The sequence below is a fragment of the Microbacterium sp. 1.5R genome (genome assembly GCF_001889265.1).
Lineage (GTDB): Bacteria > Actinomycetota > Actinomycetes > Actinomycetales > Microbacteriaceae > Microbacterium.
Genome location: NZ_CP018151.1, coordinates 13,757 through 37,444, shown reverse-complemented (window position 1 = coordinate 37,444; position 23,688 = coordinate 13,757). Strand labels below are relative to the sequence as shown.

Sequence of the window (23,688 nt, the reverse complement as noted above, 5' to 3'; positions counted from 1 at the left end):
ATCGGCGTTGACGCCGCCTCAGGACGCGTAGCCTCGAAGGATGTCCAAAGCCGTCGCCTCCCTGTCCACGGCTTCCGCCCTCCCGGAGTCCGTGCCCCGTCGCACCCCGTTGTTCTCCCGCGCCGCGGTGAACTTCCGACCGGCCGCACTCGTCTACCGGGTCGTGGCGCTCGCCATCATCCTCACCGGTGTCATCCGGCACTCCGACATCCTGACCGGTCAGCCGGCGTGGACGACCCTGCTGTTCTACACGATGGTCAGCAACCTCCTGTGTCTCGCGTGGGTGGTGCTCCTCCTCGTCCGCACGGTCGGCGATCTGCGTCAGCGCGGACGGTTCGGCACATCGACGCCCAGCGCACGCGGCAGTGGAGCGGTGATGTTCGCGATCACCGTGACCATGCTGATCTACCTGATCGTGCTCGTTCCCTCGAGGTTCGCCGACGGCGACGCCGAGATCTTCTCACTCACCGACAACCTGATCCACATCATCACGCCCGTGCTGGTGATCGTCGACTGGCTGGTCTTCGTGCCGAAGGGATCGTTCCGGTGGATCGATCCTCTGCTGTGGACACTGCTCCCCTACGTGTATCTGACCTGGGCTTTCGTCTACGGTGCGCTCGGCGGCGAGTTCACACCAGGACAGGCGTATCCCTACCCGTTCATGGATGTCGACGTGCTCGGGGTCGCGGGCGTCGCTCAGTGGATCATCGCCCTCACGGTCGCTCTCGTCGCGGTCGGCTTCGTCTTCGTGATCATCGACCGCATCCTCGGATCGCTCGCCCGGCGGTTCGTCCGACACTGAGACGCCCCGCGCCGGCGCTCAGTTGATGATCTCCGCGCGGTCGTCGGCGTGCAGCGCCGCGAGCCGTTCGCGCCATGCGGCGAGCGCCTCGGCCGAGAGGCGGGTCCAGTCGAGCACCTCGCGGACGACCCTCAGCGGCTCCGCGCTGCGATAGGAACGGGTCGGATTGCCGGGGAACTTCTTGTCGGTCACATTCGGGTCGTTCTCGAAGTCCCCGGTCGGCTCGACCTCGTAGACCCGCGGCTCGCGATCACCCGGCGCGAGCTCGGCGGCGAGTCCCGCACCGTCGGCCACGGCGGTGAAGTAGATGTGGTTCATCACGATCTCGGGCCGGTAGTTCGACGGATATCCGGCGGTCAGCAGGTCGCCCGGTCGCAGGTCTGCCTTGGTGCCGTGGAAGAAGGGGCCGTCATCCAGTGCGTCGCTCACCCGCAGCATCCTATGACTGCGCGCACATGCAGGGAAGGAGATCTCGCAGTACGAAGGACGGATGCCGACGGCTCACCCTTCGTCGAGAGAGATCTCCTTCACTGCGGTCGTCGCACAGATGGCGACGGTCAGTCGCCCGAGCGTCGCGTTCCGATACCCGGTTCGTCGTTGTGGATGGACTCGTCCTGCACGGATGACTCCGACGACGGGTCGACGCGCACCGCACCGGAACCGCCCGAGTCGGCGCCCGCGTTTCCGGCGGGAGTCTCTCCGACCTGGTCGGGGTCGTCCGCGTTGCGGTCTTCGATCAGCGCGGCGATCCCCTCCTCGGAGGGTTCTGCACCGCCGAGATCCTGACCGGACTCCTCGCCGCGGCCGCTCACTCGGTGCCGTCCCGCAGGTCGGTCGGCGCGTCGCCGCTGTGCTGCAGAACCTCGTCCTCCGGAGCCAGGTCACCCTGTCCGTCGTCGCCCAGCTCGGCGTCGACGGGGTCGTCGCCCTGGGTCTCGGGCTGGTCGGTATCGGTGGGGAAGGTGCCGTCCGAGAAGTCGTCGACTCGGGGGATGCCGGGCATGTCCGGCGGGAAGCTGTTCGCGAAAGCGTCGATGTTCGACATGATGCCCTCCAGGGTTGGTGTCCGAGCTCTCATGATGCGTCCGATCCGCGGCGAGCGCAGGGCGGTTGACAGCCCGGCGGAGGGCGAGGATCATTCCCGCCCCGATCCCGACGGGTGACGTCACAGGCCGAGCCGATTCGGCGGGATCGACCACCCCGCACCGCGCGTGACCGTGAGAGCATCGATCGCAGACCACGACTCGAGGGAGATCTCGGATGCTCGACACAGCAGACAGCGTCAGGCTCGGCCGTTCCGGAGTGAAGATCTCGAAGGTGGTGCTCGGATGCATGAGCTTCGGCGCACCGGACCGCGGCGCACACGGATGGTCGCTCGATGAGGAAGCGAGCCGCCCGCTGATCGCGCAGGCTCTCGAGGCAGGAATCACGACGTTCGACACCGCCGACGTGTACTCCGACGGCACGAGCGAGGAATTCGTCGGCCGTGCACTCAAGGACTTCGCGCGCCGCGACGAGATCGTGCTCGCGACGAAGGTGCACGGGTGCATGGGCCCGGGCGCGAATCAGGCCGGACTCAGCCGCGGGCACATCCTGTCGGGCATCGACGCGAGCTTGACGCGCCTCGGCACCGAGTATGTCGATCTTTACCAGATCCACCGGTGGGACCCCGAGACGCCGATCGAAGAGACCATGGAGGCGCTGCACGACGTCGTCCGCTCGGGCAAGGCTCGCTACATCGGCGCATCATCGATGTGGGCGTGGCAGTTCGCCAAGGCCCAGGGCGTCGCTGCGCAGAACGGCTGGACGCGCTTCGTCTCGATGCAGGATCAGTACAACCTGCTGCAGCGCGAGGAGGAGCGGGAGATGCACCCGTTCTGCCTCGACTCGGGCGTCGGCGTGCTGCCCTGGTCGCCGCTGGCGCGCGGCAGGCTCACGCGGGACTGGAATGAGGCGACCACGCGCACGGCGACCGATGCCTTCGGCGCGACGCTCTACCGCCGCGAAGACGAGTCGAATCGGGCGATCGTGGATGCGGTGGCTCGCGTCGCCGAGGGACGCGGCGTCTCCCGGGCTCAGATCGCCCTCGCGTGGGTCGCCCAGCAGTCGGCGGTGACCGCCCCGATCGTCGGCGCGACCAAGGCCGTTCACATCGACGATGCGGTCGCAGCCGTCAGCATCCGACTCGAGGCCGCCGAGCTCGCCGAGCTGGAGGGCGCCTACACGCCGCGGGATCCCGAGGGCTTCTGACCGCGCTTCGGCGCCTACTCGATCTGACCGATGGGCTCCCGCTTCTCGGCCTGGAACTGGTCCTCCGCGCGGCCTCGCGCCCAGTAGGCGGAGATCGACAACGACTCTCTGGGCACCTCGCGCTGCTTCAGCAGGGCCCGAACGGCCTTGATGGTTCCGCGCTCCCCGTGCGCGAACACACTGGGGTGCCCGTCCGACCAGGCCAGCTCTGCGAGGACGGCCAGCAGCTCGTCATCGGACTCAGTCCATCGCACCGCCACTCCGGATGGAGCATCGGGAAGGATGCGGTCGCCGGGGTCGGCGACGGTGAGGATGACGTGCCCGACGGCATCCGAGTCCATCGCCTCGAGGGCCGACGAGATCGCCGGGAGCGCGGTGTGGTCGCCGATGAGCAGATGCCACGGCGCTCCCGGCTCGGGCAGGTAGCCGCCGCCCGCGCCGCTGACGACCAGCGTGTCCCCGACCTGTGCACGTCGAGCCCACGGACCGGCGACACCCTCATCGCCGTGCACGACGAAGTCGATGACGAGACGCTGGCGCTCGGCATCCGCTGCTCGCACCGTGTATGTGCGCGGAGTGGGCAGCTTCTCGGGGCTGTGCTCCCGCAGCTGAGCGAGATCGTAGGGAGGGGTGAGCCCGTGGCGAGGATCGGCGAAGAGGATCTTGACGTACTTGTCGGTGTAGACGTTGTCGGTGAAGGCCTCGTACCCGTCGCCTCCGGCCGTGATGCGCACGAGGTCGGGGCTGACCTGCTCGACCTGCTGCACGCTGAGCACGGCTTGGCTGGGGGCTCGGCGAGGCTGTTCCGGCATTGCGTCTCCTGACGAAGAGGAAGGAAGTCCTCTCCAGTCTGCCGGTCCTGTTCGGTGACCCGGGCCACTTTCCAATATGGAAAGTCGTCGTACACCGCGCACGCCACGGAGGCGTGATCGGCGCGCCTCAGGCGGCGCAGAGGTCGGTGTCGGCGCTGCGGTTCACCGCATCCACCGGCCGCGGTGGCACCGGGGTGGCGCGGGGCTGCGAGGTGAGTGCTTCGTAGTCGGCGCCGAGCAGCAGCTGCACGCCGTCGACGTCTCCGACCTGGACGACGACCTGGATGCCGAGCTCTGCGGCGAGCGCCTGCGCCGTCTGCTGGGCGTCAGGGGTGTCTGCGGCCGTGATGGTCGTGAGGTCGACCGGGTCGGCATTGGCGATGCCGGCGACGGTGTATCCGTAGCCCGTCGCGTCATCGGAGACGCGGGACGCCAGACCGCTGACACCGGCACCGTTGAGGATCTGCACGGGCGCGGTGCGCACCGGCGCCTCGGGCTGCACCTCGTCGGTGGTGAGCACGATCGGCACGTCGTCGATCAGCGCCCGGAAGATGACGTCGGCGTCCGCGGTCGGCACGACGCGATTGGGGTCCTCCGGGGCCTCGGTCGTCGGCATGGTGAGGAATGTGACGCTGCTGAGCGGAACATTCGCGACCCGCGCGGCGAGGCCGGCGAGATCGGTCAGGGCTCCGAGACCGGGGTCGACGGTCATCGACGAGGTCACGGCATCGAGGAACGCGTAGAGCCGGTCGGGGCGCACGAGCACGGCGGACTTGGTGGCCTTCTGCACGATCGCCGAGAGCACCATCTGCTGGTGCCCGAGGCGGGCGATGTCGCTCTCCTGGGCGAGCGCATGGCGCGTGCGAGCGAGTGCGAGTGCCTGGTCGCCGTTGATCGACTGGGGGCCGGCGGGCAGGTCGAGGCGTGCGTGCCCGTCCTGCAGCGGCTCCGGCAGGCACACATCGATGCCGCCCATCGCGTCGACCATGCCGATGAATCCCTCGAAGTCCATCTGCACGAAGTGGTCTATCGCGAGACCGGTCAGCTGCTCGACCGCCGCGACGGAGCAGGCCGGGCCGTACTGCAGTGCCGAGTTCAGCATCCCCCAGCCGCCGCCATACGACCCGCGCCCGTTGTCGTCGCACGCCGGCAGGTCGCCGACGGTGTCGCGCGGAAGCTGCACGGCGTCGATGCGGGTGTTGTCACTCGAGATGTGAGCGATCACCATCGCGTCGCTGCGCTCGGTGCCGTCGTCTTCGCCGAAGCCCTCGGACTCGAGCGCCCGGGAATCGGACCCGAGCAGCAGGATGTTCAGATCGCCCGTCGCGAGCTCGGGCTCACTCTCACCGTCGTCCGAGCGGATGGGCGCCGTGGTGACGTTGCCCTGCAGCTGCCCGTAGGCGATGGCGCCCACGGCGACAAGGGCGGCCACGACGGCGACGCTGATCCAGCCGATCACTCGACCGCGCCGACGACGTGGTCGAGACGCGGGTTCGGAGCCTGACGTGACGTCGTTCTGGTCGTCGCTGTGGGGGGAAGCTGGCGATCTCACCTGCTCACACCATCACGAGTGGGGCCTGAGCGCCAACACGTGGAGGCGGCGAGTCCTGCGAGGGTGCTGTGAGCCCGGTCGCTCACACAGTGACATACCCCCGGGAGGAGTCGTCGTGGATGAGGCGGTAGTCGGGCGTGGTGCCCCGCCGGTCGGCCAGGCTCCACACCCGGGTCGCTCGCCCGTCGCCGGCGGACGCGGCGCCGTACTCGAGCACGAGCGCGCTCGGCATCGCCCCGTCGCGGTACTCCCCGACGAAGTAGCGCGGGCTGCCGAGACCACCCGAGTCCACCCGCCCGACGAAACGACCCGAGTCGGTCAGTCGAGGAGGAGTGGCGAACAGGTCGGCGGGTGTGATGCGCTGCACGGCCTCGTGCTGTGCGAAGGCAGACAGGGAGAGAGGCATGATCGAGTCGATTCGCATCTCAGACCGCCTCCGCCTTCTGATCGCTGCGCGACGATCGTTCGCGAAGGCTCTGAGCCCAGTCCTTCGTGTCGGTGAACCGGTGCTCGTCGAGGTAGGCGCGGATGACGTCGTGCACGAGGCGGATCTGTGACTCCGTCCCCATCGCCGCCTGCATCATGTCGACCGTCGGCGCGGGCGCCCCGTCGATGCGCTCGAGCGCCTGGCGGATGATGCGCTCGCGCCCCTCCCGTCCGAGGGACTTCTCCATGGAGGGCGTCTGGCGTGGGTACTCTGGGGCGTGTTCGTGACTCATGCGAGCCTCCTCAGTCAGGGATGGTGGTGTCTCACGGACAGTGGTGCCGGGGCTGCAACCCCGGCACCACGTCGTCTCCCCACCGTATCTTATTTTTAGTCATTAAAAATAAGCGAGGAGTTTCGGCGCGTCGGCCGCACACCGTGAGTAACCTTCATCCATGAGCTTCCACATCGAGCACACCCTCGACGGCCGGCGTGCGAGCACCGGCGCCTACGACTCCCTCGGCGAGGCCGTGATGGCGGCGTTGGGCGTGAAGCGCCCGCCCGTTCTCGTCGTCGACGACTCCGCCGACAGTGGCGCCGACGCCGTCGCCGCCGTCCTGAAGAAGGGCGAGGTGCTCACCGCGACACCTGAGCCTGAGTGGTGGGGTCGGGTGAAGAAGGCGTCGCAGGACAAGCTGCTCGCCGGAGGCCGGCTCGATGCCGCCGTGGTGACGGATCTCACCGATGCCGGTGGTGCAGTGGCAGCGACGGCATGGGAGAGCGGCCCCGTCGAGGAGTGGGAGCTGACGCCGGCATCCGACCACGACTGGGTGCGCTTCGAAGCCGCTCGGCGGTCGATCCGAGGCTGACGCCCCGCCGACACCTCTGCCGATGCATGAGAAAGGCCCGGCTTCCTCGAAAGGAACCGGGCCTGTCTCTCATTCACTGCTCGCTGTGCGCGAGGGGGGACTTGAACCCCCACGTCCATAAGGACACTGGCACCTGAAGCCAGCGCGTCTACCATTCCGCCACTCGCGCGAGTATGTCGGGCTCCGAAGAACTCAACTTCCCAAAGATATCACGCGTTTCGCCCATCGATGAAACCGGCGCCGCCGCGGTCTGCAGGAGTCGGGCACGGATGCCGGACGAGAGGATGTGTTTCGGTCCTGCGGACGTGCCGAGCTCCTGCATCCGGCGCATCCCACTCCCCCACTCCCCCGGAATCTCGGCGTTTTCCCGCCTCGCGAGGGCGTTCACCCAGCACACCTCGCTACGATGTGCCTACCGGTCGGCATGCCAGAGGAGCCCAGTGGGACTACTTGACAGCTTTGAGAAGGGTCTCGAGCGCGCTGTGAACAGCGCCTTCGCGAAGACCTTCCGCAGCGGCATCCAGCCCGTGGAGATCGCTTCCGCCCTTCGGCGCGAAGCGGACACCAAAGCGGCTGTGGTGAGCAGGGACCGCATCATCGCGCCCAATAACTTCGTCGTGCGCCTCAGCACCGACGACGCCGAGCGCATGCAGGGGCTCGGCGGAGCCCTCACCGACGAACTGCACGCGATTCTCACCAAGCACGCGAAGTCGCAGGGTTACAGCTTCTCCGGCCCGCTCTCGATCTCGCTCGAGGGTGACGACAAGATCGCGACCGGCACGGTCAACGTCAGCTCCGGAACCGTCGAGGGCCGCGTCGAGTGGCAGGCCGTGATCGACGTCGACGGCCGTCGCCACTCGCTCACCCGCGCACGCACCGTCATCGGCCGCGGAACGGATGCCGACATCACTATCACCGACGCCGGATCCAGCCGTAAGCACGTCGAGGTCCTCTGGGACGGAGAGCGCGCCATGATGCGCGATCTCGGCTCGACGAACGGCACCAAGGTCGACGGCCAGAAGGTGCGCGAAGCCGCCCTTCCCTCCGACACCACCCTGACCATCGGACGCACCGACCTGGTGTTCCGCATCGTTCCCGTCGCCACCCCGTCGCGCCCGCCCCGGCCGCGCGACGACGACGCGACCCGCGCGTTCGGGGCCATCTCGTGAGCACACCCAGTGAACTCGTCCTGCTGCTGCTGCGCGTGGGCTTCCTGCTGCTGCTGTGGTTCTTCGTGTTCGGCGTCGTCTACTCGCTGCGCGCCGATCTGTTCGGCATGAAGGTCCGCAAGCTCCCGGCCGAGGTCGCCGCGGCGACGCCTGCTCCGACGCAGTCGCCCGCATCCGCCCCGGCCTCCCGCCCCGCGTCGTCGAAGCCCAGCACCGGTCCCGCCACGGTCGCGACGGCCAAGCGGCTCGTCATCACCTCCGGTCCGAAGGCGGGGCTCGAGCTCCCCCTCGGCAACGAGACGTTGACGATCGGACGCTCCAGCGAATCCGCCCTCGTGATCCGCGACGACTACACGTCCAGTCACCACGCACGTCTGATGCTGCGCGGCGACAGCTGGGCCATCCAGGACCTCGACTCGACCAACGGCACCTTCGTCGCCGGCCAGCGCGTGACCGGCGGTCCCGTCGCCCTCGCCCTCGGCACCCCCATCAAGGTGGGCGCCACGACCTTCGAGCTGCGAGCCTGACCCCGGCATGGTCTTCGAAGGCTCGAGCGCCGCGATCTCCCACACCGGGAAGGTCCGCTCCAACAACCAGGATTCCGGGTACTCCGGGGCGAATCTCTTCGTCGTCGCCGACGGCATGGGCGGTCACGCCGGCGGTGACGTCGCCTCGAGCATCGCGATCCACCGGATGGAGCCGCTCGACCAGCCGTACTCGTCTGTCGACGACGCACAGGCCTCACTGCAGGCCGCCGCGACCACCGCGGCCGGCGATCTGATCCGCGCCGCCAAGGACCGCCCCGAACTCGCCGGCCTCGGCACCACGCTCAGCGCCGTCATCATGGTCGACGACTACGCGGTCATCGGCCACATCGGCGACTCGCGCATCTACCTCTACCGCGACGACGCGGTGACGCAGATCACGGCCGACCACACCTTCGTGCAGCGACTCGTCGACTCGGGCCGCATCACCCCCGAAGAGGCGCGATACCACCCGCGTCGCTCGGTGCTCATGCGCGTGCTGAGCGACATGGACGCCGATCCCGAGCTCGACATGTTCGTGATGCACACCCAGCCGGGCGACCGCTGGCTGCTGTGCTCCGACGGCCTCTCGGGCGTCGTCGACGAGGCGCACATCCTCAAGGCGATGCGCATGGGGATGGCGCCTGGCCGCACGGCCGACAACCTGCTCAAGCAGGCGCTCGACGGCGGAGCCCCCGACAACGTGACGATCGTCCTCGTCGAGGTCGGCGGTCAGCACGCGATGCACTCCGGCACGGCGACGATCGTCGGCTCGGCATCGAACCCCGCCAACGTGACCGTTCCTCCGGTGCGCGCGCCCCGCGGCAACTGGCTGCACCCGGTACGCCAGGCCGCGAACGAGCCCAGCCACTTCGAGCCGGCCCCCGAATACCTCGAAGAGCTCATCGAAGAGGACCGTCGACGCGCCAAGCGCCGCCGTCTCGGATGGATCGCCGGGATGCTGGTGGTCGTCGCGATGCTCGTGTTCGCCGCCTTCGCCGCCTACAGCTGGACGCAGACGCGCTACTTCGTCGGCGCCGACGACGACAGTGTCGTGATCTACCAGGGCGTGCAGCAGAACATCGGCCCGATCACCCTGTCGACTCCGCTCCGCGACACCGACATCCTGCTCGCCAACCTTCCGCCGTACCAGCGTGACTCCGTGGAGCGCACGATCACGGCGCGGTCGTTCTCGGATGCCGAGGCCATCGTCGCGCGACTCCAGGCCGGCGCCGACCGCGTGATCGGCGAGACCCCGCTGCCCACTCCCCTGCCCACCGCGACGCCGACGGAGGACGCAGGATGACCACCGACGTCACGGCCGACACCAGCGTCATCAAGGCCCTCAAGAGAATGCGGATGCCGCAGACGCAGCGCAACCGCGAGTTCTGGCTGCTGCTCTTCGCCGTCGCTCTCAGTGGCGGCGCTCTCACGCTCGTGCAGCTCGGTGCTCTGGGTCTGATCGACCCCATGATCCTGGCGATCGGCGGTGGCCTCGCCGTTCTGGCCTTCGCCGTGCACTTCGTGCTGCGTGCCGTCGCGTCGGCCGCCGACCCGTTCCTGCTGCCGATCGCCACGCTGCTGACCGGCCTCGGCATCGCGATGATCTATCGCATCGACATCGCGAAGTCCCTCACGGGGTGGGACGCCTACTCGACGAAGCAGCTCGCGTGGACGGGCATCTCCCTCGCCGGGGCGATCGCGTGCGTGATCCTGCTGCGCAACTACCGGGTGCTGTTCCGCTACACCTACATCTTCGGCCTCTCCGGCATCCTGCTCCTGCTGCTCCCCTTCGTCCCGGGCCTGCGCATCCCCGATGCGAACGCCCAGGTCTGGGTGTCGCTCGGCGGCATGTTCGCCTTCCAGCCCGGCGAGCTCGCCAAGATCTGCCTCGCGATCTTCTTCGCGGGCTATCTCGTGCGCACGCGGGAGAGCCTGACGTCTGTCGGCACGAAGTTCCTCGGCATCATGTGGCCGCGCATGCGCGAACTCGGACCGGTTCTGGTGGTGTGGGCGATCTCCCTCGGCATCATCGTCATCCAGCGCGACCTCGGAACCGGAACCCTGATCTTCGGCATGTTCGTCGCAATGCTCTACGTCGCGACCGGCAAGACGAGCTGGGTGCTCATCGGCCTCGCCCTCGTGGCTGCGGGTGTCGCGGTGGCGACACAGATCCTCAGCTACGTGCAGGGCCGCTTCGTCAACTGGCTGTTCCTCTTCGACCCCGAGAAGGTCGACCCCGACGGCGCCGGCTTCCAGCCCATGCAGGGCCTGTTCGGGCTGGCGCACGGCGGCCTTCTCGGCACGGGCTGGGGTCAGGGACGCCCCGACGTCACGCCCCTCGCCCACAGCGACTACATCATCACGAGCCTCGGCGAGGAGATCGGCCTGATCGGGCTGTTCGCGATCCTCTGCCTCTACATGGTCTTCGTGAGCCGTGGCGTGCGCATCGGACTGGCGGGTCAGGACGACTTCGGCAAGCTGCTCGCCATCGGCCTCTCGTTCACCATCGCGCTGCAGGTGTTCATCATGGTCGGCGGCGTGACGAGGGTCATCCCGCTGACCGGTCTGACCACGCCGTTCCTCGCCGCCGGTGGATCCTCGCTCATCGCCAACTGGCTGATCGTGGCCATCCTGCTGCGCATCTCCGACGGCGTCCGCAGCCAACCCCGGGCGGTGATCGGCTGACATGACCAAAGAACTCCGCCGTCTCAGCATCGTGATGCTGTTCATGTTCCTGTCGCTGTTCGCCGCGACCAGCTGGATCCAGGTCGTCGAGGCCGACGCCCTCGGGCAGAACCCGAACAACAGGCGCACTCTCCTCGACAGCTACGAGATCCAGCGCGGGTCGATCATCGTCGACGACGTCGCGATCGCCTCCTCGACCCCCTCGGACGACCGCTACCAGTTCCAGCGCGTCTACACGGATGCCGCGATGTGGGCCCCTGTCACCGGGTACTTCAACCCGGCGCTGCAGTCAGCGACCGGCATCGAGCGGGCGATGAACGCCGACCTGTCGGGAACGGGATCGAGCGCCTTCTTCGCCGAGATCGAGCGGATCCTCTCGGGTCAGCCGCAGAGCGGATTCAGCGTCGAGCTGACCCTCGACACGGCCGCGCAGCGCGCCGCATACGACGCTCTGCAGGGCCTCAACGGCGCGGTCGTCGCGATCGAGCCGAAGACCGGGCGCATCCTCGCACTGGTGTCGACCCCCGGGTTCGACACCAACCAGCTCGCGACGCACGACGCGGATGCCGCGAACGCGACCTACGACCAGCTCGACGAAGACCCCACGAAGCCCCTCTCGAACCGAGCGATCGCCGGCGACCTCAACCCTCCCGGCTCGACGTTCAAGCTCGTCGTGGCGGCCGCGGCCTACGCGTCGGGCAACTGGACGCCCGACTCGACGCTCCCGAACCCGGCCCGCTATCAGCTGCCCGGCTCGACGAACACGGTCGCGAACGCCTGGGGCGGCACGTGCGGCAGCGGAGACACCGTGTCGATCTCCGAAGCCATCCGCCTGAGCTGCAACATCCCGATGGCCGAGCTCGCCGTCGAGCTCGGCGATGACGCGATCCGCGAGATGGCGGAGAAGTTCGGCTTCAATCGGAGCTTCTCGACGCCGCTCGAATCGACTCCGTCGAGCTACCCGCGTGCCCTCGACGACGCGCAGACCGCCCTCACCGGATTCGGCCAGGGACAGGTCACCGCGACGCCGCTGCAGATCGCGATGGTGGCGGCCGGCATCGCGAACGACGGCGTCGTGATGAACCCCCGTCTGGTCGACACGGTGATCGGCAACGACCTCTCGGTCATCCGTTCGTACGACGACACCCAGTTCGGTCAGACGACCGATGCGACGATCGCCGATCAGATCACGGCGTCGATGGTCGCGAGCGTCTCAAACGGCGCTGCGCAGGGTGCAAGAATAGACGGGGTCGATGTGGCGGGGAAGACCGGCACGACCGAGAACGATAACAAGCCGTACACGTTGTGGTTCACCGGTTTCGCGCCGGCGGACGACCCCGAGGTGGCAGTAGCGGTCCTCGTCGAAGACGGCGGTGGACAAGGGCAGTCAGGATCCGGCGACACCATCGCCGCTCCGATTGCAAAGAAGGTCATAGAGGCGGTGCTGGGCAGATGAGACCGACGCAGGGTGTGTCGTTCGGTGGTCGCTACGAGCTGCAGTCGCGTATTGCGATCGGCGGCATGGGCGAGGTGTGGGAGGCGACGGATCACGTCATCGGTCGCACCGTGGCCATCAAGATCCTCAAGGACGAGTACATGGGGGACCCCGGGTTCCTCGAGCGGTTCCGCGCTGAGGCGCGCCATGCCGCACTCGTCAACCACGAGGGCATCGCGAGCGTCTTCGACTACGGCGAGGAGAACGGCAGCGCCTACCTCGTCATGGAGCTCGTTCCCGGCGAGGCCCTCTCGACCGTGCTCGAGCGCGACGGCGCCCTGAGCGCCGACAAGACCCTCGACATCGTCGCGCAGACGGCATCCGCTCTGCAGGCCGCGCATGCGGCAGGTCTCGTGCACCGTGACATCAAGCCGGGAAACCTGCTGATCACGCCGGACGGCCGCGTCAAGATCACGGACTTCGGCATCGCCCGCATCGCCGACCAGGTGCCGCTGACGGCCACCGGCCAGGTCATGGGCACCGTGCAGTACCTCTCGCCCGAGCAGGCGTCGGGGCACCCGGCGTCACCCGCGACCGACACGTACTCGCTCGGCATCGTCGCCTACGAGTGCCTCGCAGGCAAGCGGCCCTTCACGGGTGAGTCGCAGGTCGCGATCGCGATGGCGCAGATCAACGAGCAGCCTCCGCCGCTGCCGCCGACCGTGCCGATCCCGGTGCAGAACCTCGTCATGGCGATGATCGCCAAGAAGCCCGCCGACCGCCCGTCGTCGTCGGCGACCGTCGCACGCGCCGCCCAGGCTCTGCGCCGAGGCGATCTGAACTCCGCGGCCATCGCGGTGCCGGCCATCGCGACCGGCGGTGTCGCCTCCGACGACGCCACCCGGCTGCTCACCGCATCGGGCGACGACGGCACGACGCGCATCCTCCCCACGACGGCCCAGCTGCCCACCGGCGAGCAGGCCGAGGAGGAAGCCGAGAAGAAGAAGAAGCGCAGCCCCTGGACGTGGCCGCTGATCGCTCTCATCGCACTGCTCGTGATCGTGCTCGGTGGAACCGTGTTCGCCCTGATGAATCAGGGCGACCCCGATCCCGAGCCGACCCAGTCGGAGACCGTGTCGCAGACCCCGAAGCCGACACCGACCGAGACCGAGACGCCCGAGCCCGAGCTCGTGGACGTCGATGCTCTCGGTCTCGTGGGGATGCAGTGCGATGCCGCGCAGACCGCTGCCGTCAACGCCGGACTCCAGGCCGAGTGCGTGGTGGGCAACACCATCGCTCCCAACGCGAACCAGGTCGGCACGGTCGAGTCCGTTCAGCCCGGCGGCAACGTTCCCGAGGGCACGGCCATCACGCTGACGACCTTCAAGGAGCAGGTGAAGGTGGGCAAGCCCTCGGGCACCCCGACCATCGCCGGCACCGCCACCGAGGGCGAGCCCGTGACCCTCAACTGGCCGAGCTTCGAGTGCCCCTCGGGCACCCCGGCGCGATCGGCCTTCGAGGTGACGCTCACCAACGCGACGTTCTCCGGCGGCAACGCCGGCGAGTCCATCCGCAGCTTCGGACCCAGCGTGCTCTCGACGCAGATCGTCCCCGGCACGGCCGGACAGTCGATCACCGCCACGTTCCGCGTCTTCTGCGGCAGCGACATGCCGTCCGAGCAGTCGGATGCCATGCCGGGCGTCGTCATCCTGCCCGCCGCGCCGGGCGCCGATGAAGGCGACGCAGACGGCGGAGACTCAGGCGAATAACCCGCTCCCGCCGTAGGCTGGAGCATCCACAAGGTCGTATCAGGGGGTCACTACGTGTCGACAGAGCCACGCGTTCTCGCGGGTCGCTATCGCGTCGACGAGCTCATCGGGCACGGCGGCATGGCGAAGGTGTACCGCGGGTACGATCTGACGCTCGGTCGTGCGGTGGCGATCAAGATCCTCGACCCCGAGCTGGCTCGCGACAACGCGTTCCGCACGCGATTCCGTCTCGAGGCCCAGTCCGCCTCTCGCATGTCGCACCCGTCGATCGTCCGCGTCTACGACGCCGGCGACCCCTCGACGACCGACAGCAGCACGGATGAGCCTCCGTACATCATCATGGAGCTGATCAGCGGCACGCTGCTGAAGGACATCATCGCCAAGGGCCCGGTGCCCGTCGACGATGCCGTGCGCTATGTCGACGGCATCCTCGAGGCGCTGGACTACTCGCATCGTGCGGGTGTCGTGCACCGCGACATCAAGCCGGGCAACGTGATGGTGACCGACAAGGGCCAGGTCAAGGTCATGGACTTCGGGATCGCCCGAGCCGTGTCCGACTCGTCATCGACGGTCGCCGAGACCACCCAGATCATCGGCACCGCGGCATACTTCTCACCCGAGCAGGCCAAGGGCGAACCGGTCGACGCACGCGCCGACCTCTACTCGACCGGCGTCGTGCTCTATGAACTGCTCACCGGCCGTCAGCCGTTCCGCGGCGAATCCCCCGTGGCCGTCGCCTACCAGCACGTGAGCGAGACTCCGGTCCCTCCGACCGAGGTGAACGAGGACTCCCCCGGCGCGCTCGACCCGATCGTCCTGCGCGCGCTGGCCAAGGATCCCTACCAGCGATACCCGGATGCCGCGCACTTCCGCGCTGCGCTCGACTCGGCGGTCTCCGGCCATGCGCCGAGCCGCAAGGAGCTCGGCGCGCTCACGAGCGAGCTGTACGGACCGAATCCGCGTGCCGCGCAGGAGACCGCCCGGTCGCTCCGCCAGCTGAGCACCGACACCACCATGGCTCGCACGCAGTCGGGTCCGCCCGTCGCGTGGATCTGGGCGGGTGTGGCACTGCTTGCCGTGCTTCTCGCCTCGGTGTTGTTCTGGGTCTGGACGCTCAGCATGCGCCCGGACGACGTGCCGTCGAGCTCGCGCGTAGTGCCTGATCTCGTCAATGTCTCGTCCGAGCGCGCCCAGGATGATCTCGGCAAGCTCGATCTCACCTCGAAGCTGGTGCTCGAGTCCAGCAACGACATCGTCGAGGGCAACGTGACCCGCACAGACCCTGCGTCCGGCACCGCCGTCAGCGAGGGCGATTCCGTGACGGTCTACGTGTCCTCCGGCAAGGAGACGGTCGTCGTCCCGATGCTCGAGGGCCTGTCTCTGACGGCCGCCAAAGACGCACTCGCGGCGGCAGGGCTCGAACTGGGCACGGTCATCCAGCGCAACGACAAGGGGCTGGCGGCCGAGACGGTGATGGAGGCCAGCGAGGCGGCCGACACCGAGGTCGCACCGCAGACCATCGTGAATCTCGTCGTCGCGAGCGGCCGGGTCACCCTCACCGACGTCACCGGGTGGACGATGGAAGCGGCTCAGGCTGAGCTCGAACGCATCGGCCTCACGCCCAGTCCGGTCGAGCTGATCGACTGCACGCCGACCGAACCGCCCACCGTGTCATCGATGTCGGCCGCGCCGGGAGACGTGGCGATCGGCTCGACGGTCGAACTGCGCTACTGCGTCGCCGCCGGCTGATCCACACGAGCGTCGGGGCCCGACAGCGGGTGCAGTGCCGCTGAGCGTGCCACGGCATGTGCGTCGCCGCACAGTTCGAGCCAGTTGGCGAGCAGACGGTATCCGCCTTCGGTCAGCACGCTCTCGGGGTGGAACTGCACCCCGAGTATGGGCAGACGGATGTGCTCCAGTGCCATGACGGTGCCGCTCGCGGTGCGCGCTGTGACGGCCACGTCACCCGGAAGGTCGGTCTCCGCGAGAGCGAGGGAGTGATATCTGCCCGCGTCGAACGGCGACGGGATGCCGGCGAAGAGCGCTGATCCGTCGTGCGTGACCGGCGACACCATGCCGTGCATCAGCTCAGGCGCCTCTGAAACGGTGGTGCCGAACGCGGCGCCGATCACCTGATGCCCCAGGCAGACGCCGAGAAGCGGCATCCGGATCCTCGCGGCGAGCCGCACGGCGTCGACGGAGACGCCGGCATCGTCAGGGGTGCCCGGGCCGGGAGAGAGCAGCAGCGCGTCGAAGTCCGGCAGCATCACCGCGAGTTCAGCGGCATCGATGGTGTCCGCCTCGATCAGCGTGACGTCGGCACCGAGCTCGCGCAGATAACCCACGAGCGTATGCACGAAGCTGTCGTGGTTGTCCACGACGAGCACGCGGGTCATTCGAGGTCGACCTCGCCCGGGGTGATCAGCGGGCTCACCCAGGGGAAGACGTACCAGAAGAGCCCGTAGAGCACCGCTGCGACGAGCACGAGGAGGATGAAGAGCTTCAGCCACCACGGGCCGGGGAGGATGCGCCAGAGTGCGGCGTACATGGGTCGTCTCTTTCCGTTCGGCTAGATCGACGGCGCGGCCGGCGGAGGCGGTGGATCGGTGAGCGCGGCGGGCGGACCCTCGGCGCGGGGCTGGAAGCTCTCGTACACCCCGTAGGCGACGATGCGCTCGGCGAGGGAGTACAGCGGCGAACAGGCGGTCAGCGTGATGTACTTCTCCCCCGTCGCGACGCCGGGCATCTGCGGCACATCGAGCAGCACGTCCGTCTGCGTGGGCTTGACGTACTCCAGCGTCCGGAAGCGGTACGTGAACCATCCGTCAGGCGTCTCGACGACGATCGCGTCGCCGACCTGGAGCTTGTCGAGCTGGTTGAAGGGCTTGCCCCAGGTGGTGCGGTGGCCGGCCATCGCGAAGTTGCCGACCTCGCCGGGCATCTTCGAGTCGGTGTAGACGCCGATCCCGAGTTTGTCGAGCGTGCGCGCGCGCGTCGTACCGCCGTAGATGCCGACGTTGTATTCGGCACCGAAGCGCGGCACGTGCATCTGGCCGAGAAGCTCGGTGTCGGCCGGAGCGGCGGGGATCACCGGCTCGAACACCGTCGCTCCGTCGTCGGTCTCGACGACCGGTGGGAGCTCGGGAGTGGGTGCGTTGGCCCATTCCTGCGAGACCGCCGCACCCTCTTCGTTCTTCTGGGCCGCGATGATGATGTCGCCGATCCACATCTGCCACGCGACGAAGAGAAGCACGATCACTCCGCCCGTGAGCAGCAGCTCGCCGAGGACGCTGGTGAAGGTCGCGCGCGACCGGGGGCGGCGGCGGTGTGCACGTCGCTCCCCCGAGACGACGGATGCAGTCATGGCGACATGCTATCCGCCAGACCTGTACTCCCGCCCTGCGGCCCTGGTTTTCCGCGCGATATGACACTCTTGGGTACACTGTGGGAATGGCACGCGACCGCAAGACCGAAGAACCCGAAGCTCCGCGCAGCGAAGGCGAAGCCGCACCCAACGCCGTGTGGTTCAAGCCGGTGATGGTCGGCTTCATGCTCCTCGGTCTCGTGTGGATCCTCGTGTTCTACATCTCGGGCATGCAGTTCCCGATCCCGGGGCTCGACAACTGGAACCTTGCGATCGGCCTGGGCATCGCCCTGATCGGGTTCCTGATGACCACACGCTGGCGCTGACGCCCGCCCCACCGATTTCGAAGAAGGCCCCTCTCGCGTTGGCGAGAGGGGCCTTCTTCTGAGTTATCCACAGGTTATCCCCAACATGGGGAGAATTACACAGATGTTATTCACATCGGTCAACAAACCTGTTAACAACTTCTGATCAGGAGTAAACCGTCGTGATCAGGAACGGTACCAACAGGGCGACGATCAGGACGAGCGCGACAACGACGGCAACGAGCAGCACGATCTGTAGCGTCCGCTGCTCACGCCGTCGGGTCCTCGTGAGGATGAACGCCACGAGCGCACCGACGATCGCCCCGCCGAGGTGCGCCTGCCAGGCGATGTTCTGAGAGAACACGAAGCCGACGACGAAGTTGATGCCGAGGATCACGAGGATGCCGGTCACGTTCGCGCCGATGTGCCGTCCGATGATCAGCAGGGCGGCCATCAGGCCGAAGATCGCGCCGGAGGCGCCCACCGTCGCGGTTCCGGGCGCGAGCAGCGCGACGGCGACGGAACCGCCGAGTCCGCTGATCAGGTACAGCGACAGGAAGCGGATTCGGCCGAGCATCGGTTCGAGACTCTGACCCAGCATCCACAGCGCCAGCATGTTGAGCGCGAGATGCAGGAAACCGCCATGCACGAACACCGCCGTGAGAAGCCGCCACGGTTCGAACGGCATGAGCGACAGATCCGGATACAGATAGCCCGCCGCGAAGAGCAGCTGGCCCGTGATCGCCTGGCCCACTCCCGGGATGAGCTGAAGGAGCCCGATGAACGACGTGATCGCCAGCAGCGAGTACGTGACGACGGGCTTGCCGCTGCCACGCGAGGCGAGTGCGGCGCCGCGCCCGCCCCAGCGACGCTCGGCGCGCTTCTGGGCGGGACTGCGGTTCTTTCGCTCTGCGGCCATGCACTCGGGGCAGATGACCCCGACAGCCGCCTGCGTCTGGCATTCGGGGCAGATCGTGCGCAGGCACCGCTGACAGAGCACGAAGCTCTGCCGATCCGGATGCCGGTAGCAGAAGTTGTCGCGGTTGTCCGCGAACTCAGGCGTCGTCATCCGGATCGGCCAGCGTCGGCGTCAGGCCGCGACGATGTCGATCGACTGCAGCACGACCGGCTCGATGGGACGGTCGCCCGCAGCCGTCGGCACAGCGGCGATCGCGTCGACGACAGCCTTGGAGGCGTCATCGGCGACCTCGCCGAAGATCGTGTGCTTGCCCTGGAGCCAGGGGGTGGGGTCGGTCGTGATGAAGAACTGCGAGCCGTTGGTGCCCTCGGCCTTGCCTGTGATGGCGTTGCGACGCAGACCGGCGTTGGCCATGGCGAGGATGTAGGGCTCGTTGAAGTTGAGCTCCATGTTGATCTCGTCGTCGAAGTTGTATCCGGGGCCCCCGACGCCCTGTCCGAGCGGGTCGCCGCCCTGGATCATGAAGTTCGGGATGATGCGGTGGAAGATGACGTCCTTGTAGAGAGCACCCTCGCCCGGCTTGCCGGTGGCGGGGTGCGTCCACTCCTGGGTGCCGTCGGCGAGGCCGACGAAGTTCTTGACCGTCTTCGGGGCGTGGTCGCCGAAGAGGTTGATGACGATGTCACCGTGGTTGGTGTGCAGGGTTGCGACATGAGAAGCGTGAGCCATGGGTCCATTCTCGCAGAGCTTCCCATGAGTTGGCCCGCGTCTAGCGCTCATCGGCCTCCGACGCAAGGGTTCGGCGATTCCCTCGCCCCATACACGGTCGCGTGGCAAGATGGGGAATCCGTACTCCAATCGACAGGAGAGCATCGTGAGCATCAGCCGCAAGCGGAAGAAGGAGCTGCGTCGTCTTCAGAACGACGCCAACCAGCTCTGGGAGAACCAGCAGGTCCTCGTCGGCCACGCCGCCGACGTCGCGCGTGAAGCCGGACGTCAGCTCGGCCACTTCGGTCGCGAGCAGGTCGGTCCTGTCGTCCAGGACACCTACAACCGTCGCGTCGCACCGGTCGTCGACCGCGGCGTCCGCTTCGGTCACCACGTGGTGGACGACAAGGTCGTCCCGATCGTCGGCGGAGTCGTCGGCACCGCGCTCACCGCGTGGGATGTCGCGAACGCCAAGCGCGAAGGCGTCGTGAAGAAGGTCAGGAAGGCCACTCAGCCCGAGCCGAAGGGCCCGAGCGTCGGTTCGGTCATCGCCCTGATCCTCGGAGTCGCCGCAGCGGCCGGCGTTCTCTACGCCGCGTGGCAGGCACTGCGCGCAGACGACGAGCTCTGGGTCGCCGACGACCCGCTCTCCGCACCTGACGCGTGACCTCGACATCGGAGCCCCCGGCCACTGAGCCGGGGGATCTCCATGCCCGGGTGAGGGACGCCGCAGCGGCTCGCGGACTCGACATCGAGATCCGCGAGCGTCCTGCCGCCCGCAGTCTCTTCGAGGCGGCTGAGCTGCTCGGCATCCCTCCGTCCGGCATCGTCAAGACGCTCGTCGTCAAGCGTTCGGACGACACGTATCTCTTCGCGCTGGTTCCCGGCGGCAGATCGATCTCGTGGCCGAAGCTGCGTGCGGTCGTCGGAGTGAACAAGCTCCGCCTGCCCGAGCCGGATCTCGCCCTCGCGGCGACCGGCTACGAGCGCGGAACAATCGTGCCCATCGGCAGCACCACGGACTGGCCGGTCTTCGCCGACGAGTCGATCGTCGGGCAGCGGATCGCCATGGGTGCCGGCGCTCACGGCTACAGCCTCTTCGTCGATGCCGATGACCTCATCGCCGCGTACGGTGCCACAGTCGCCGACATCTCGGTGCCCGAAGAGGCCCGCGACTGAGTCAGAGGATGCCGGCCATCCTCAGGGCGATGTCGACCAGCTTGACCCTCTGCAGTTCCTTCACGGCTGTGAGCGGGAACCACTCGGCCATGTCGGTCGAGCCATCGGCCTCGAATGTCAGCTTCCCGCCCGTCACCGACGCCCGGTAGACGATGCGCAGGGTGTGCAGAGGCTGATCCGACTGGTTCACCCGCTGGCTCGCCGGGATCACCCTCGAATGAATGCCCAGCAGCTCGCCGACCTTGACCGTGTAGCCGGTCTCCTCGCGGAGCTCACGCCGCACGGCGTCCTCGGGAGCCTCACCCGGTTCCAGCCCTCCGCCGGGCATCGTCCATGCCACTCGACGACCCTCGGTCCAGCGCGCGAGAAGTATGCGACCGTCGTCATCGGTGACGACCGCGTATGCCGCGACCCGCATATCCATGCGTCCACCATAGTGGCCGGGGTTCAGGGAGGGTACGCGCGTGACGATCCTGGACGAAACCTCGCCTCGAGAGGCGTCCGGCTCGTCATGCTCGGACCCGAGACATCGATCACGAATCAAGAAGCACAGCAGTGCGCCACATCCGTAGTGTGAGATTCATCGCAGATCACACAGTGAAAGGAGTCGGCCATGGCTGACAACGAGAAGAACTTCAGTGCCGAAGAGCGCGAGGCGATGAAGGAGGCCGCGGCCGACAAGCGCAAGTCTCGGTCTCGTGCCAAGAAGACCCCGGAGGAGGTGCGGGCCGAGGGTGTCGCAGACCTCGAGGCGGCGATCGCGAAGCTTCCCGATGACAACGATCGAGAGCTGTCGAAGGCGCTCCACGACCTCGTGACCGAGGTCGCTCCCGAGCTCATGCCGCGGACGTATTACGGCATGCCCGCTTGGGGCAAGGACGGCAAGGTGCTCTGCTTCTTCCAGCCGGCCAGCAAGTTCAAGGTCAGGTACGGCACGTTCGGTTTCGAGCCGATCTCGAACCTCGACGACGGCACGATGTGGCCGACCGCATACGCGCTGCTCGATCTCTCTGCCGCGAACCGCAAGGTTCTCACCGAGCGCATCCGCCTCGCCGTCAGCTGAGTCGCCGTTCCCGGGGAACGGCCGGCGCAGTAGCGTGGATGCCGTGAGCACACTGCCGTTCCCCGCCTCCGTGTACGCCGCTCGACTCGACCGCGCAGCAGCGCTTGCCGCTGACGCCGGTCTCGACGGGATAGTGGTGGGTCCTGGCCCTGATCTGGAGTATCTGGTCGGCGTCGAGGGAGACACGATCGAGCGCCTCACCGCACTCGTGCTCGGACCCGGCATCGCTCCCACCGTCATCGTGCCGCGCATGGAGTTGGCGAAGGTCAGGACCACGGCGGTGGGTGAGCTCGGCCTCGCCGTCTCCGACTGGGTCGACGGACAGAATCCCTACGACCTCGTGGCCGCCGCCCTGGGCGCAGTCACGCGAGTGGGAGTTTCAGACGCTCTGCCGGCGTTGCACGTGATCCCGCTCGCCGACCGGATCGACGTGCGCGTCGAGCTCGCCACCCCGGTGCTGCGTGAGGGACGCATGATCAAGGATGCTGAAGAGGTCGCCGAGCTCCGGCGTGCCGGCTCCGCGATCGACGCCGTGCATCGTCGAGTGCCCGAGTGGCTGCGGGCGGGGCGCACCGAGCGCGAGGTGGCGGCCGACATCGCTGAGGCCATCGTGGCCGAGGGCCACCGCACCGTCGAGTTCGTCATCGTCGGCTCGGGACCCAACGGCGCGGATCCCCACCACGAGGTGTCCGACCGCGTGATCGAGGACGGAGCCGTCGTCGTCGTCGACATCGGCGGCGCCGTGCCGAGCGGCTACAACTCCGACAGCACCCGCACCTACGTGGTCGGCACACCCGACAGTGAAGCCGCCGATCGCATCGCCGTGCTCGTCCGCGCTCAGCAGGCCGCTGTCGACGCCGTGCGCCCCGGCGCGACGGCCGAGGCTGTCGATGCCGCGGCGCGGTCCGTACTCGCCGAGGCGGGGCTCGGCGAGGCCTTTCTGCACCGCACGGGTCACGGCATCGGCGTCTCGGTACACGAAGAGCCCTACATCGCGCCCGGCAACGATCTCGTGCTGCGTGAGGGCATGGCGTTCAGCATCGAGCCCGGGATCTACTTCGCCGGCCGATGGGGCGCACGCATCGAGGACATCGTCGTCGTGACCGCCGACGGGTGCGAGCGTCTCAACGTCGCCCCGCACGACCTGCGCGCCGTCTGACCCCCGACCGAGAGCAGTTCGGGAGGAGATCCGCACACGGGAGGGCGCTTGTCCGTCGACTCGTCCTCCGCATCGCAGATCTCCTCCCGATCGGGGGTACGCAGGTGCGGTCAAGCCCCTGGTCGACCTGATCATGGTCGGATTGACTGGCTTCATGACCTCGGACGACAGCGCGAAGGGCGGCGGTGCGAACGGCGGCGGTGCGAGCGGTCCGGAGCGCACGCCCGACGGTCATCACGTCGTCATCGAGGGCCGGCGTTGGCGCGCGACCGACCCCTCGATCCCCGAGACGTTCCGCCAGGAGCTGGTCAACGAGCTGATGGCTGCGCGGCGCGCGGTGAAGGCGCAGGAGCCGGACGCACGACGTCGGGTGCAGGACGCGAAGACCGCGCTCGGGGAACGAGGGGCGCCCTGGTGGGAGGACCGCACCGGCGACGACTTCGACAAGAGGATCGCGGCCGCGATGCGCGCGCTCATCCGCAAGCGGGGCGAGTCTTCGATCTGTCCGAGTGACGTCGCCCGGACTGTGGGCGGGGACTCGTGGCGCTCGACCATGTCGGATGTCCGCCGAATCGCGGCTGCACTCGCCGAGCGCGATGAGATCGTCGTGACGCAGAAGGGCGAGAAGGTGTCCATCGACGACGCCAGAGGACCGGTGCGGATGATCCGCGGGCCGAACCTCTGATCACCCGCTCAG

General features: G+C 67.9%; 29 protein-coding genes and 1 tRNA gene. 16 read left to right on the top strand and 14 right to left on the bottom strand.

Annotated features, from left to right (window positions below):
- The first annotated feature begins 40 nt into the window (after window positions 1-40).
- Window positions 41-802, top strand: coding sequence for a Pr6Pr family membrane protein (locus tag BMW26_RS00215; protein ID WP_072590413.1), 762 nt, complete (start codon window positions 41-43; stop codon window positions 800-802).
- Window positions 803-820: 18 nt separating this feature from the next.
- On the opposite strand, the gene arr is transcribed toward BMW26_RS00215, so the two are convergent.
- From arr to BMW26_RS00200, 3 genes are all read right to left on the bottom strand, one after another.
- Complete coding sequence (arr, locus tag BMW26_RS00210) at window positions 821-1,240, bottom strand: NAD(+)--rifampin ADP-ribosyltransferase (RefSeq protein ID WP_072590412.1); 420 nt, start codon at window positions 1,238-1,240, stop codon at window positions 821-823.
- 119 nt (window positions 1,241-1,359) lie between these two features.
- A complete protein-coding gene (locus tag BMW26_RS00205) occupies window positions 1,360-1,614 on the bottom strand; it encodes a hypothetical protein (protein ID WP_053098281.1) in 255 nt (84 codons plus the stop codon).
- Window positions 1,611-1,847, bottom strand: a complete 237-nt coding sequence (locus tag BMW26_RS00200; RefSeq protein WP_072590411.1) for a hypothetical protein — start codon at window positions 1,845-1,847, stop codon at window positions 1,611-1,613. The genes BMW26_RS00205 and BMW26_RS00200 overlap by 4 nt, the downstream gene beginning before the upstream one ends.
- Window positions 1,848-2,062: 215 nt before the next feature.
- Here BMW26_RS00200 and BMW26_RS00195 point away from each other — a divergent pair, with 215 nt between their 5' ends.
- Window positions 2,063-3,052: an aldo/keto reductase gene (locus tag BMW26_RS00195; protein WP_072590410.1), complete on the top strand. Its 990-nt coding sequence runs from the start codon at window positions 2,063-2,065 to the stop codon at window positions 3,050-3,052.
- A 14-nt stretch (window positions 3,053-3,066) separates the two neighbouring features.
- Here the strand turns inward: BMW26_RS00195 and BMW26_RS00190 are convergent, their stop codons facing one another.
- The 4 genes from BMW26_RS00190 to BMW26_RS00175 form a co-directional block, all read right to left on the bottom strand.
- Window positions 3,067-3,864 carry a siderophore-interacting protein gene (locus tag BMW26_RS00190; RefSeq protein WP_072590409.1) on the bottom strand — a complete coding sequence of 266 codons (798 nt, stop codon included), beginning with the start codon at window positions 3,862-3,864 and terminating at the stop codon, window positions 3,067-3,069.
- Window positions 3,865-3,991: 127 nt separating this feature from the next.
- On the bottom strand, window positions 3,992-5,323 hold the full coding sequence (locus BMW26_RS00185) for an LCP family protein (RefSeq protein ID WP_072590408.1): 1,332 nt from the start codon (window positions 5,321-5,323) through the stop codon (window positions 3,992-3,994).
- 175 nt (window positions 5,324-5,498) lie between these two features.
- Window positions 5,499-5,840, bottom strand: coding sequence for a hypothetical protein (locus BMW26_RS00180; RefSeq protein WP_072590407.1), 342 nt, complete (start codon window positions 5,838-5,840; stop codon window positions 5,499-5,501).
- 1 nt (window position 5,841) lies between these two features.
- Window positions 5,842-6,135: a hypothetical protein gene (locus BMW26_RS00175; protein WP_053098275.1), complete on the bottom strand. Its 294-nt coding sequence runs from the start codon at window positions 6,133-6,135 to the stop codon at window positions 5,842-5,844.
- Window positions 6,136-6,295: 160 nt separating this feature from the next.
- Here BMW26_RS00175 and BMW26_RS00170 point away from each other — a divergent pair, with 160 nt between their 5' ends.
- Window positions 6,296-6,709, top strand: coding sequence for a hypothetical protein (locus tag BMW26_RS00170; RefSeq protein WP_072590406.1), 414 nt, complete (start codon window positions 6,296-6,298; stop codon window positions 6,707-6,709).
- Between the two features lie 86 nt (window positions 6,710-6,795).
- Here BMW26_RS00170 and BMW26_RS00165 read toward each other — a convergent pair.
- Window positions 6,796-6,878 (bottom strand) — tRNA-Leu (locus BMW26_RS00165).
- Window positions 6,879-7,149: 271 nt separating this feature from the next.
- Here BMW26_RS00165 and BMW26_RS00155 point away from each other — a divergent pair.
- Genes BMW26_RS00155 through pknB form a run of 7 tightly spaced genes read left to right on the top strand, consistent with a single transcriptional unit; the run spans window position 7,150 to window position 16,043 of the window.
- The gene (locus BMW26_RS00155; RefSeq protein WP_072590404.1) at window positions 7,150-7,878 is read left to right on the top strand and encodes an FhaA domain-containing protein; all 729 of its coding nucleotides are present in this window, start codon (window positions 7,150-7,152) and stop codon (window positions 7,876-7,878) included.
- The gene (locus tag BMW26_RS00150; RefSeq protein WP_053098272.1) at window positions 7,875-8,405 is read left to right on the top strand and encodes an FHA domain-containing protein FhaB/FipA; all 531 of its coding nucleotides are present in this window, start codon (window positions 7,875-7,877) and stop codon (window positions 8,403-8,405) included. The genes BMW26_RS00155 and BMW26_RS00150 overlap by 4 nt, the downstream gene beginning before the upstream one ends.
- A 7-nt stretch (window positions 8,406-8,412) precedes the next feature.
- Window positions 8,413-9,708: a PP2C family protein-serine/threonine phosphatase gene (locus tag BMW26_RS00145; protein ID WP_053098271.1), complete on the top strand. Its 1,296-nt coding sequence runs from the start codon at window positions 8,413-8,415 to the stop codon at window positions 9,706-9,708.
- The gene (locus BMW26_RS00140; RefSeq protein ID WP_072590403.1) at window positions 9,705-11,090 is read left to right on the top strand and encodes an FtsW/RodA/SpoVE family cell cycle protein; all 1,386 of its coding nucleotides are present in this window, start codon (window positions 9,705-9,707) and stop codon (window positions 11,088-11,090) included. Before BMW26_RS00145 ends, BMW26_RS00140 begins: the two co-directional genes overlap by 4 nt.
- A 1-nt stretch (window position 11,091) precedes the next feature.
- Window positions 11,092-12,546 carry a peptidoglycan D,D-transpeptidase FtsI family protein gene (locus BMW26_RS00135; RefSeq protein WP_056275724.1) on the top strand — a complete coding sequence of 485 codons (1,455 nt, stop codon included), beginning with the start codon at window positions 11,092-11,094 and terminating at the stop codon, window positions 12,544-12,546.
- Window positions 12,543-14,294 carry a protein kinase domain-containing protein gene (locus BMW26_RS00130; RefSeq protein WP_083569241.1) on the top strand — a complete coding sequence of 584 codons (1,752 nt, stop codon included), beginning with the start codon at window positions 12,543-12,545 and terminating at the stop codon, window positions 14,292-14,294. Before BMW26_RS00135 ends, BMW26_RS00130 begins: the two co-directional genes overlap by 4 nt.
- 54 nt (window positions 14,295-14,348) lie before the next feature.
- On the top strand, window positions 14,349-16,043 hold the full coding sequence (gene pknB, locus BMW26_RS00125) for a Stk1 family PASTA domain-containing Ser/Thr kinase (protein WP_053098267.1): 1,695 nt from the start codon (window positions 14,349-14,351) through the stop codon (window positions 16,041-16,043).
- Here pknB and BMW26_RS00120 read toward each other — a convergent pair.
- From BMW26_RS00120 to BMW26_RS00115, 3 genes are read right to left on the bottom strand one after another with little or no spacing between them, the layout of a single operon-like run.
- Window positions 16,022-16,690, bottom strand: coding sequence for an anthranilate synthase component II (locus tag BMW26_RS00120; protein ID WP_072590402.1), 669 nt, complete (start codon window positions 16,688-16,690; stop codon window positions 16,022-16,024). The two genes, pknB and BMW26_RS00120, sit on opposite strands and share 22 nt — an antisense overlap.
- Window positions 16,687-16,842, bottom strand: coding sequence for a hypothetical protein (locus BMW26_RS17690; RefSeq protein WP_167947501.1), 156 nt, complete (start codon window positions 16,840-16,842; stop codon window positions 16,687-16,689). The genes BMW26_RS00120 and BMW26_RS17690 overlap by 4 nt, the downstream gene beginning before the upstream one ends.
- 21 nt (window positions 16,843-16,863) lie before the next feature.
- Entirely contained in the window at window positions 16,864-17,658 is a 795-nt protein-coding gene (locus BMW26_RS00115; RefSeq protein WP_072590401.1) for a class E sortase, read from the bottom strand.
- An 86-nt stretch (window positions 17,659-17,744) separates the two neighbouring features.
- Here BMW26_RS00115 and BMW26_RS00110 point away from each other — a divergent pair, with 86 nt between their 5' ends.
- Window positions 17,745-17,984 carry a cell division protein CrgA gene (locus tag BMW26_RS00110; protein WP_042541028.1) on the top strand — a complete coding sequence of 80 codons (240 nt, stop codon included), beginning with the start codon at window positions 17,745-17,747 and terminating at the stop codon, window positions 17,982-17,984.
- 145 nt (window positions 17,985-18,129) lie between these two features.
- Here the strand turns inward: BMW26_RS00110 and BMW26_RS00105 are convergent, their stop codons facing one another.
- Window positions 18,130-19,032: a rhomboid family intramembrane serine protease gene (locus BMW26_RS00105; protein ID WP_053098263.1), complete on the bottom strand. Its 903-nt coding sequence runs from the start codon at window positions 19,030-19,032 to the stop codon at window positions 18,130-18,132.
- Between the two features lie 21 nt (window positions 19,033-19,053).
- Window positions 19,054-19,611 (bottom strand): peptidylprolyl isomerase, encoded by a 558-nt coding sequence (locus BMW26_RS00100; protein ID WP_053098262.1) that lies wholly within the window; start codon window positions 19,609-19,611, stop codon window positions 19,054-19,056.
- A 145-nt stretch (window positions 19,612-19,756) separates the two neighbouring features.
- Between BMW26_RS00100 and BMW26_RS00095 the strand changes: the two genes are divergently transcribed.
- Complete coding sequence (locus BMW26_RS00095; protein WP_053098260.1) at window positions 19,757-20,257, top strand: hypothetical protein; 501 nt, start codon at window positions 19,757-19,759, stop codon at window positions 20,255-20,257.
- 50 nt (window positions 20,258-20,307) lie between these two features.
- Window positions 20,308-20,769, top strand: a complete 462-nt coding sequence (locus tag BMW26_RS00090; protein WP_053098258.1) for an aminoacyl-tRNA deacylase — start codon at window positions 20,308-20,310, stop codon at window positions 20,767-20,769.
- A gap of 1 nt (window position 20,770) precedes the next feature.
- Here the strand turns inward: BMW26_RS00090 and BMW26_RS00085 are convergent, their stop codons facing one another.
- Complete coding sequence (locus BMW26_RS00085) at window positions 20,771-21,193, bottom strand: NUDIX hydrolase (protein WP_072590400.1); 423 nt, start codon at window positions 21,191-21,193, stop codon at window positions 20,771-20,773.
- A gap of 189 nt (window positions 21,194-21,382) precedes the next feature.
- On the opposite strand from BMW26_RS00085, the gene BMW26_RS00080 reads away from it, so the two are divergent.
- The 3 genes from BMW26_RS00080 (at window position 21,383) to BMW26_RS00070 (ending at window position 23,676) form a co-directional block, all read left to right on the top strand.
- The gene (locus BMW26_RS00080) at window positions 21,383-21,832 is read left to right on the top strand and encodes a DUF1801 domain-containing protein (protein WP_056275709.1); all 450 of its coding nucleotides are present in this window, start codon (window positions 21,383-21,385) and stop codon (window positions 21,830-21,832) included.
- A gap of 43 nt (window positions 21,833-21,875) precedes the next feature.
- Window positions 21,876-22,991 carry a M24 family metallopeptidase gene (locus BMW26_RS00075; protein WP_083569417.1) on the top strand — a complete coding sequence of 372 codons (1,116 nt, stop codon included), beginning with the start codon at window positions 21,876-21,878 and terminating at the stop codon, window positions 22,989-22,991.
- 154 nt (window positions 22,992-23,145) lie between these two features.
- Window positions 23,146-23,676: a DUF3253 domain-containing protein gene (locus BMW26_RS00070; protein WP_072590398.1), complete on the top strand. Its 531-nt coding sequence runs from the start codon at window positions 23,146-23,148 to the stop codon at window positions 23,674-23,676.
- The last annotated feature ends 12 nt before the right edge of the window (window positions 23,677-23,688 follow it).

What these genes read in the sequence shown, in the direction of transcription:
- BMW26_RS00115 (WP_072590401.1), bottom strand. Translation starts at nt 17,658, where the DNA reads ATGACTGCATCCGTCGTCTCGGGGGAGCGACGTGCACACCGCCGCCGC.
- BMW26_RS00170 (WP_072590406.1), top strand. Translation starts at nt 6,296, where the DNA reads ATGAGCTTCCACATCGAGCACACCCTCGACGGCCGGCGTGCGAGCACC.
- BMW26_RS00085 (WP_072590400.1), bottom strand. Translation starts at nt 21,193, where the DNA reads ATGGATATGCGGGTCGCGGCATACGCGGTCGTCACCGATGACGACGGT.
- BMW26_RS00110 (WP_042541028.1), top strand. Translation starts at nt 17,745, where the DNA reads ATGGCACGCGACCGCAAGACCGAAGAACCCGAAGCTCCGCGCAGCGAA.
- BMW26_RS00190 (WP_072590409.1), bottom strand. Translation starts at nt 3,864, where the DNA reads ATGCCGGAACAGCCTCGCCGAGCCCCCAGCCAAGCCGTGCTCAGCGTG.
- BMW26_RS00120 (WP_072590402.1), bottom strand. Translation starts at nt 16,690, where the DNA reads ATGACCCGCGTGCTCGTCGTGGACAACCACGACAGCTTCGTGCATACG.
- BMW26_RS00200 (WP_072590411.1), bottom strand. Translation starts at nt 1,847, where the DNA reads ATGTCGAACATCGACGCTTTCGCGAACAGCTTCCCGCCGGACATGCCC.
- BMW26_RS17690 (WP_167947501.1), bottom strand. Translation starts at nt 16,842, where the DNA reads ATGTACGCCGCACTCTGGCGCATCCTCCCCGGCCCGTGGTGGCTGAAG.
- BMW26_RS00100 (WP_053098262.1), bottom strand. Translation starts at nt 19,611, where the DNA reads ATGGCTCACGCTTCTCATGTCGCAACCCTGCACACCAACCACGGTGAC.
- BMW26_RS00145 (WP_053098271.1), top strand. Translation starts at nt 8,413, where the DNA reads ATGGTCTTCGAAGGCTCGAGCGCCGCGATCTCCCACACCGGGAAGGTC.
- BMW26_RS00105 (WP_053098263.1), bottom strand. Translation starts at nt 19,032, where the DNA reads ATGACGACGCCTGAGTTCGCGGACAACCGCGACAACTTCTGCTACCGG.
- BMW26_RS00135 (WP_056275724.1), top strand. Translation starts at nt 11,092, where the DNA reads ATGACCAAAGAACTCCGCCGTCTCAGCATCGTGATGCTGTTCATGTTC.
- BMW26_RS00195 (WP_072590410.1), top strand. Translation starts at nt 2,063, where the DNA reads ATGCTCGACACAGCAGACAGCGTCAGGCTCGGCCGTTCCGGAGTGAAG.
- BMW26_RS00140 (WP_072590403.1), top strand. Translation starts at nt 9,705, where the DNA reads ATGACCACCGACGTCACGGCCGACACCAGCGTCATCAAGGCCCTCAAG.
- BMW26_RS00180 (WP_072590407.1), bottom strand. Translation starts at nt 5,840, where the DNA reads ATGCGAATCGACTCGATCATGCCTCTCTCCCTGTCTGCCTTCGCACAG.
- BMW26_RS00175 (WP_053098275.1), bottom strand. Translation starts at nt 6,135, where the DNA reads ATGAGTCACGAACACGCCCCAGAGTACCCACGCCAGACGCCCTCCATG.
- arr (WP_072590412.1), bottom strand. Translation starts at nt 1,240, where the DNA reads ATGCTGCGGGTGAGCGACGCACTGGATGACGGCCCCTTCTTCCACGGC.
- BMW26_RS00070 (WP_072590398.1), top strand. Translation starts at nt 23,146, where the DNA reads ATGACCTCGGACGACAGCGCGAAGGGCGGCGGTGCGAACGGCGGCGGT.
- BMW26_RS00130 (WP_083569241.1), top strand. Translation starts at nt 12,543, where the DNA reads ATGAGACCGACGCAGGGTGTGTCGTTCGGTGGTCGCTACGAGCTGCAG.
- BMW26_RS00215 (WP_072590413.1), top strand. Translation starts at nt 41, where the DNA reads ATGTCCAAAGCCGTCGCCTCCCTGTCCACGGCTTCCGCCCTCCCGGAG.
- BMW26_RS00080 (WP_056275709.1), top strand. Translation starts at nt 21,383, where the DNA reads ATGGCTGACAACGAGAAGAACTTCAGTGCCGAAGAGCGCGAGGCGATG.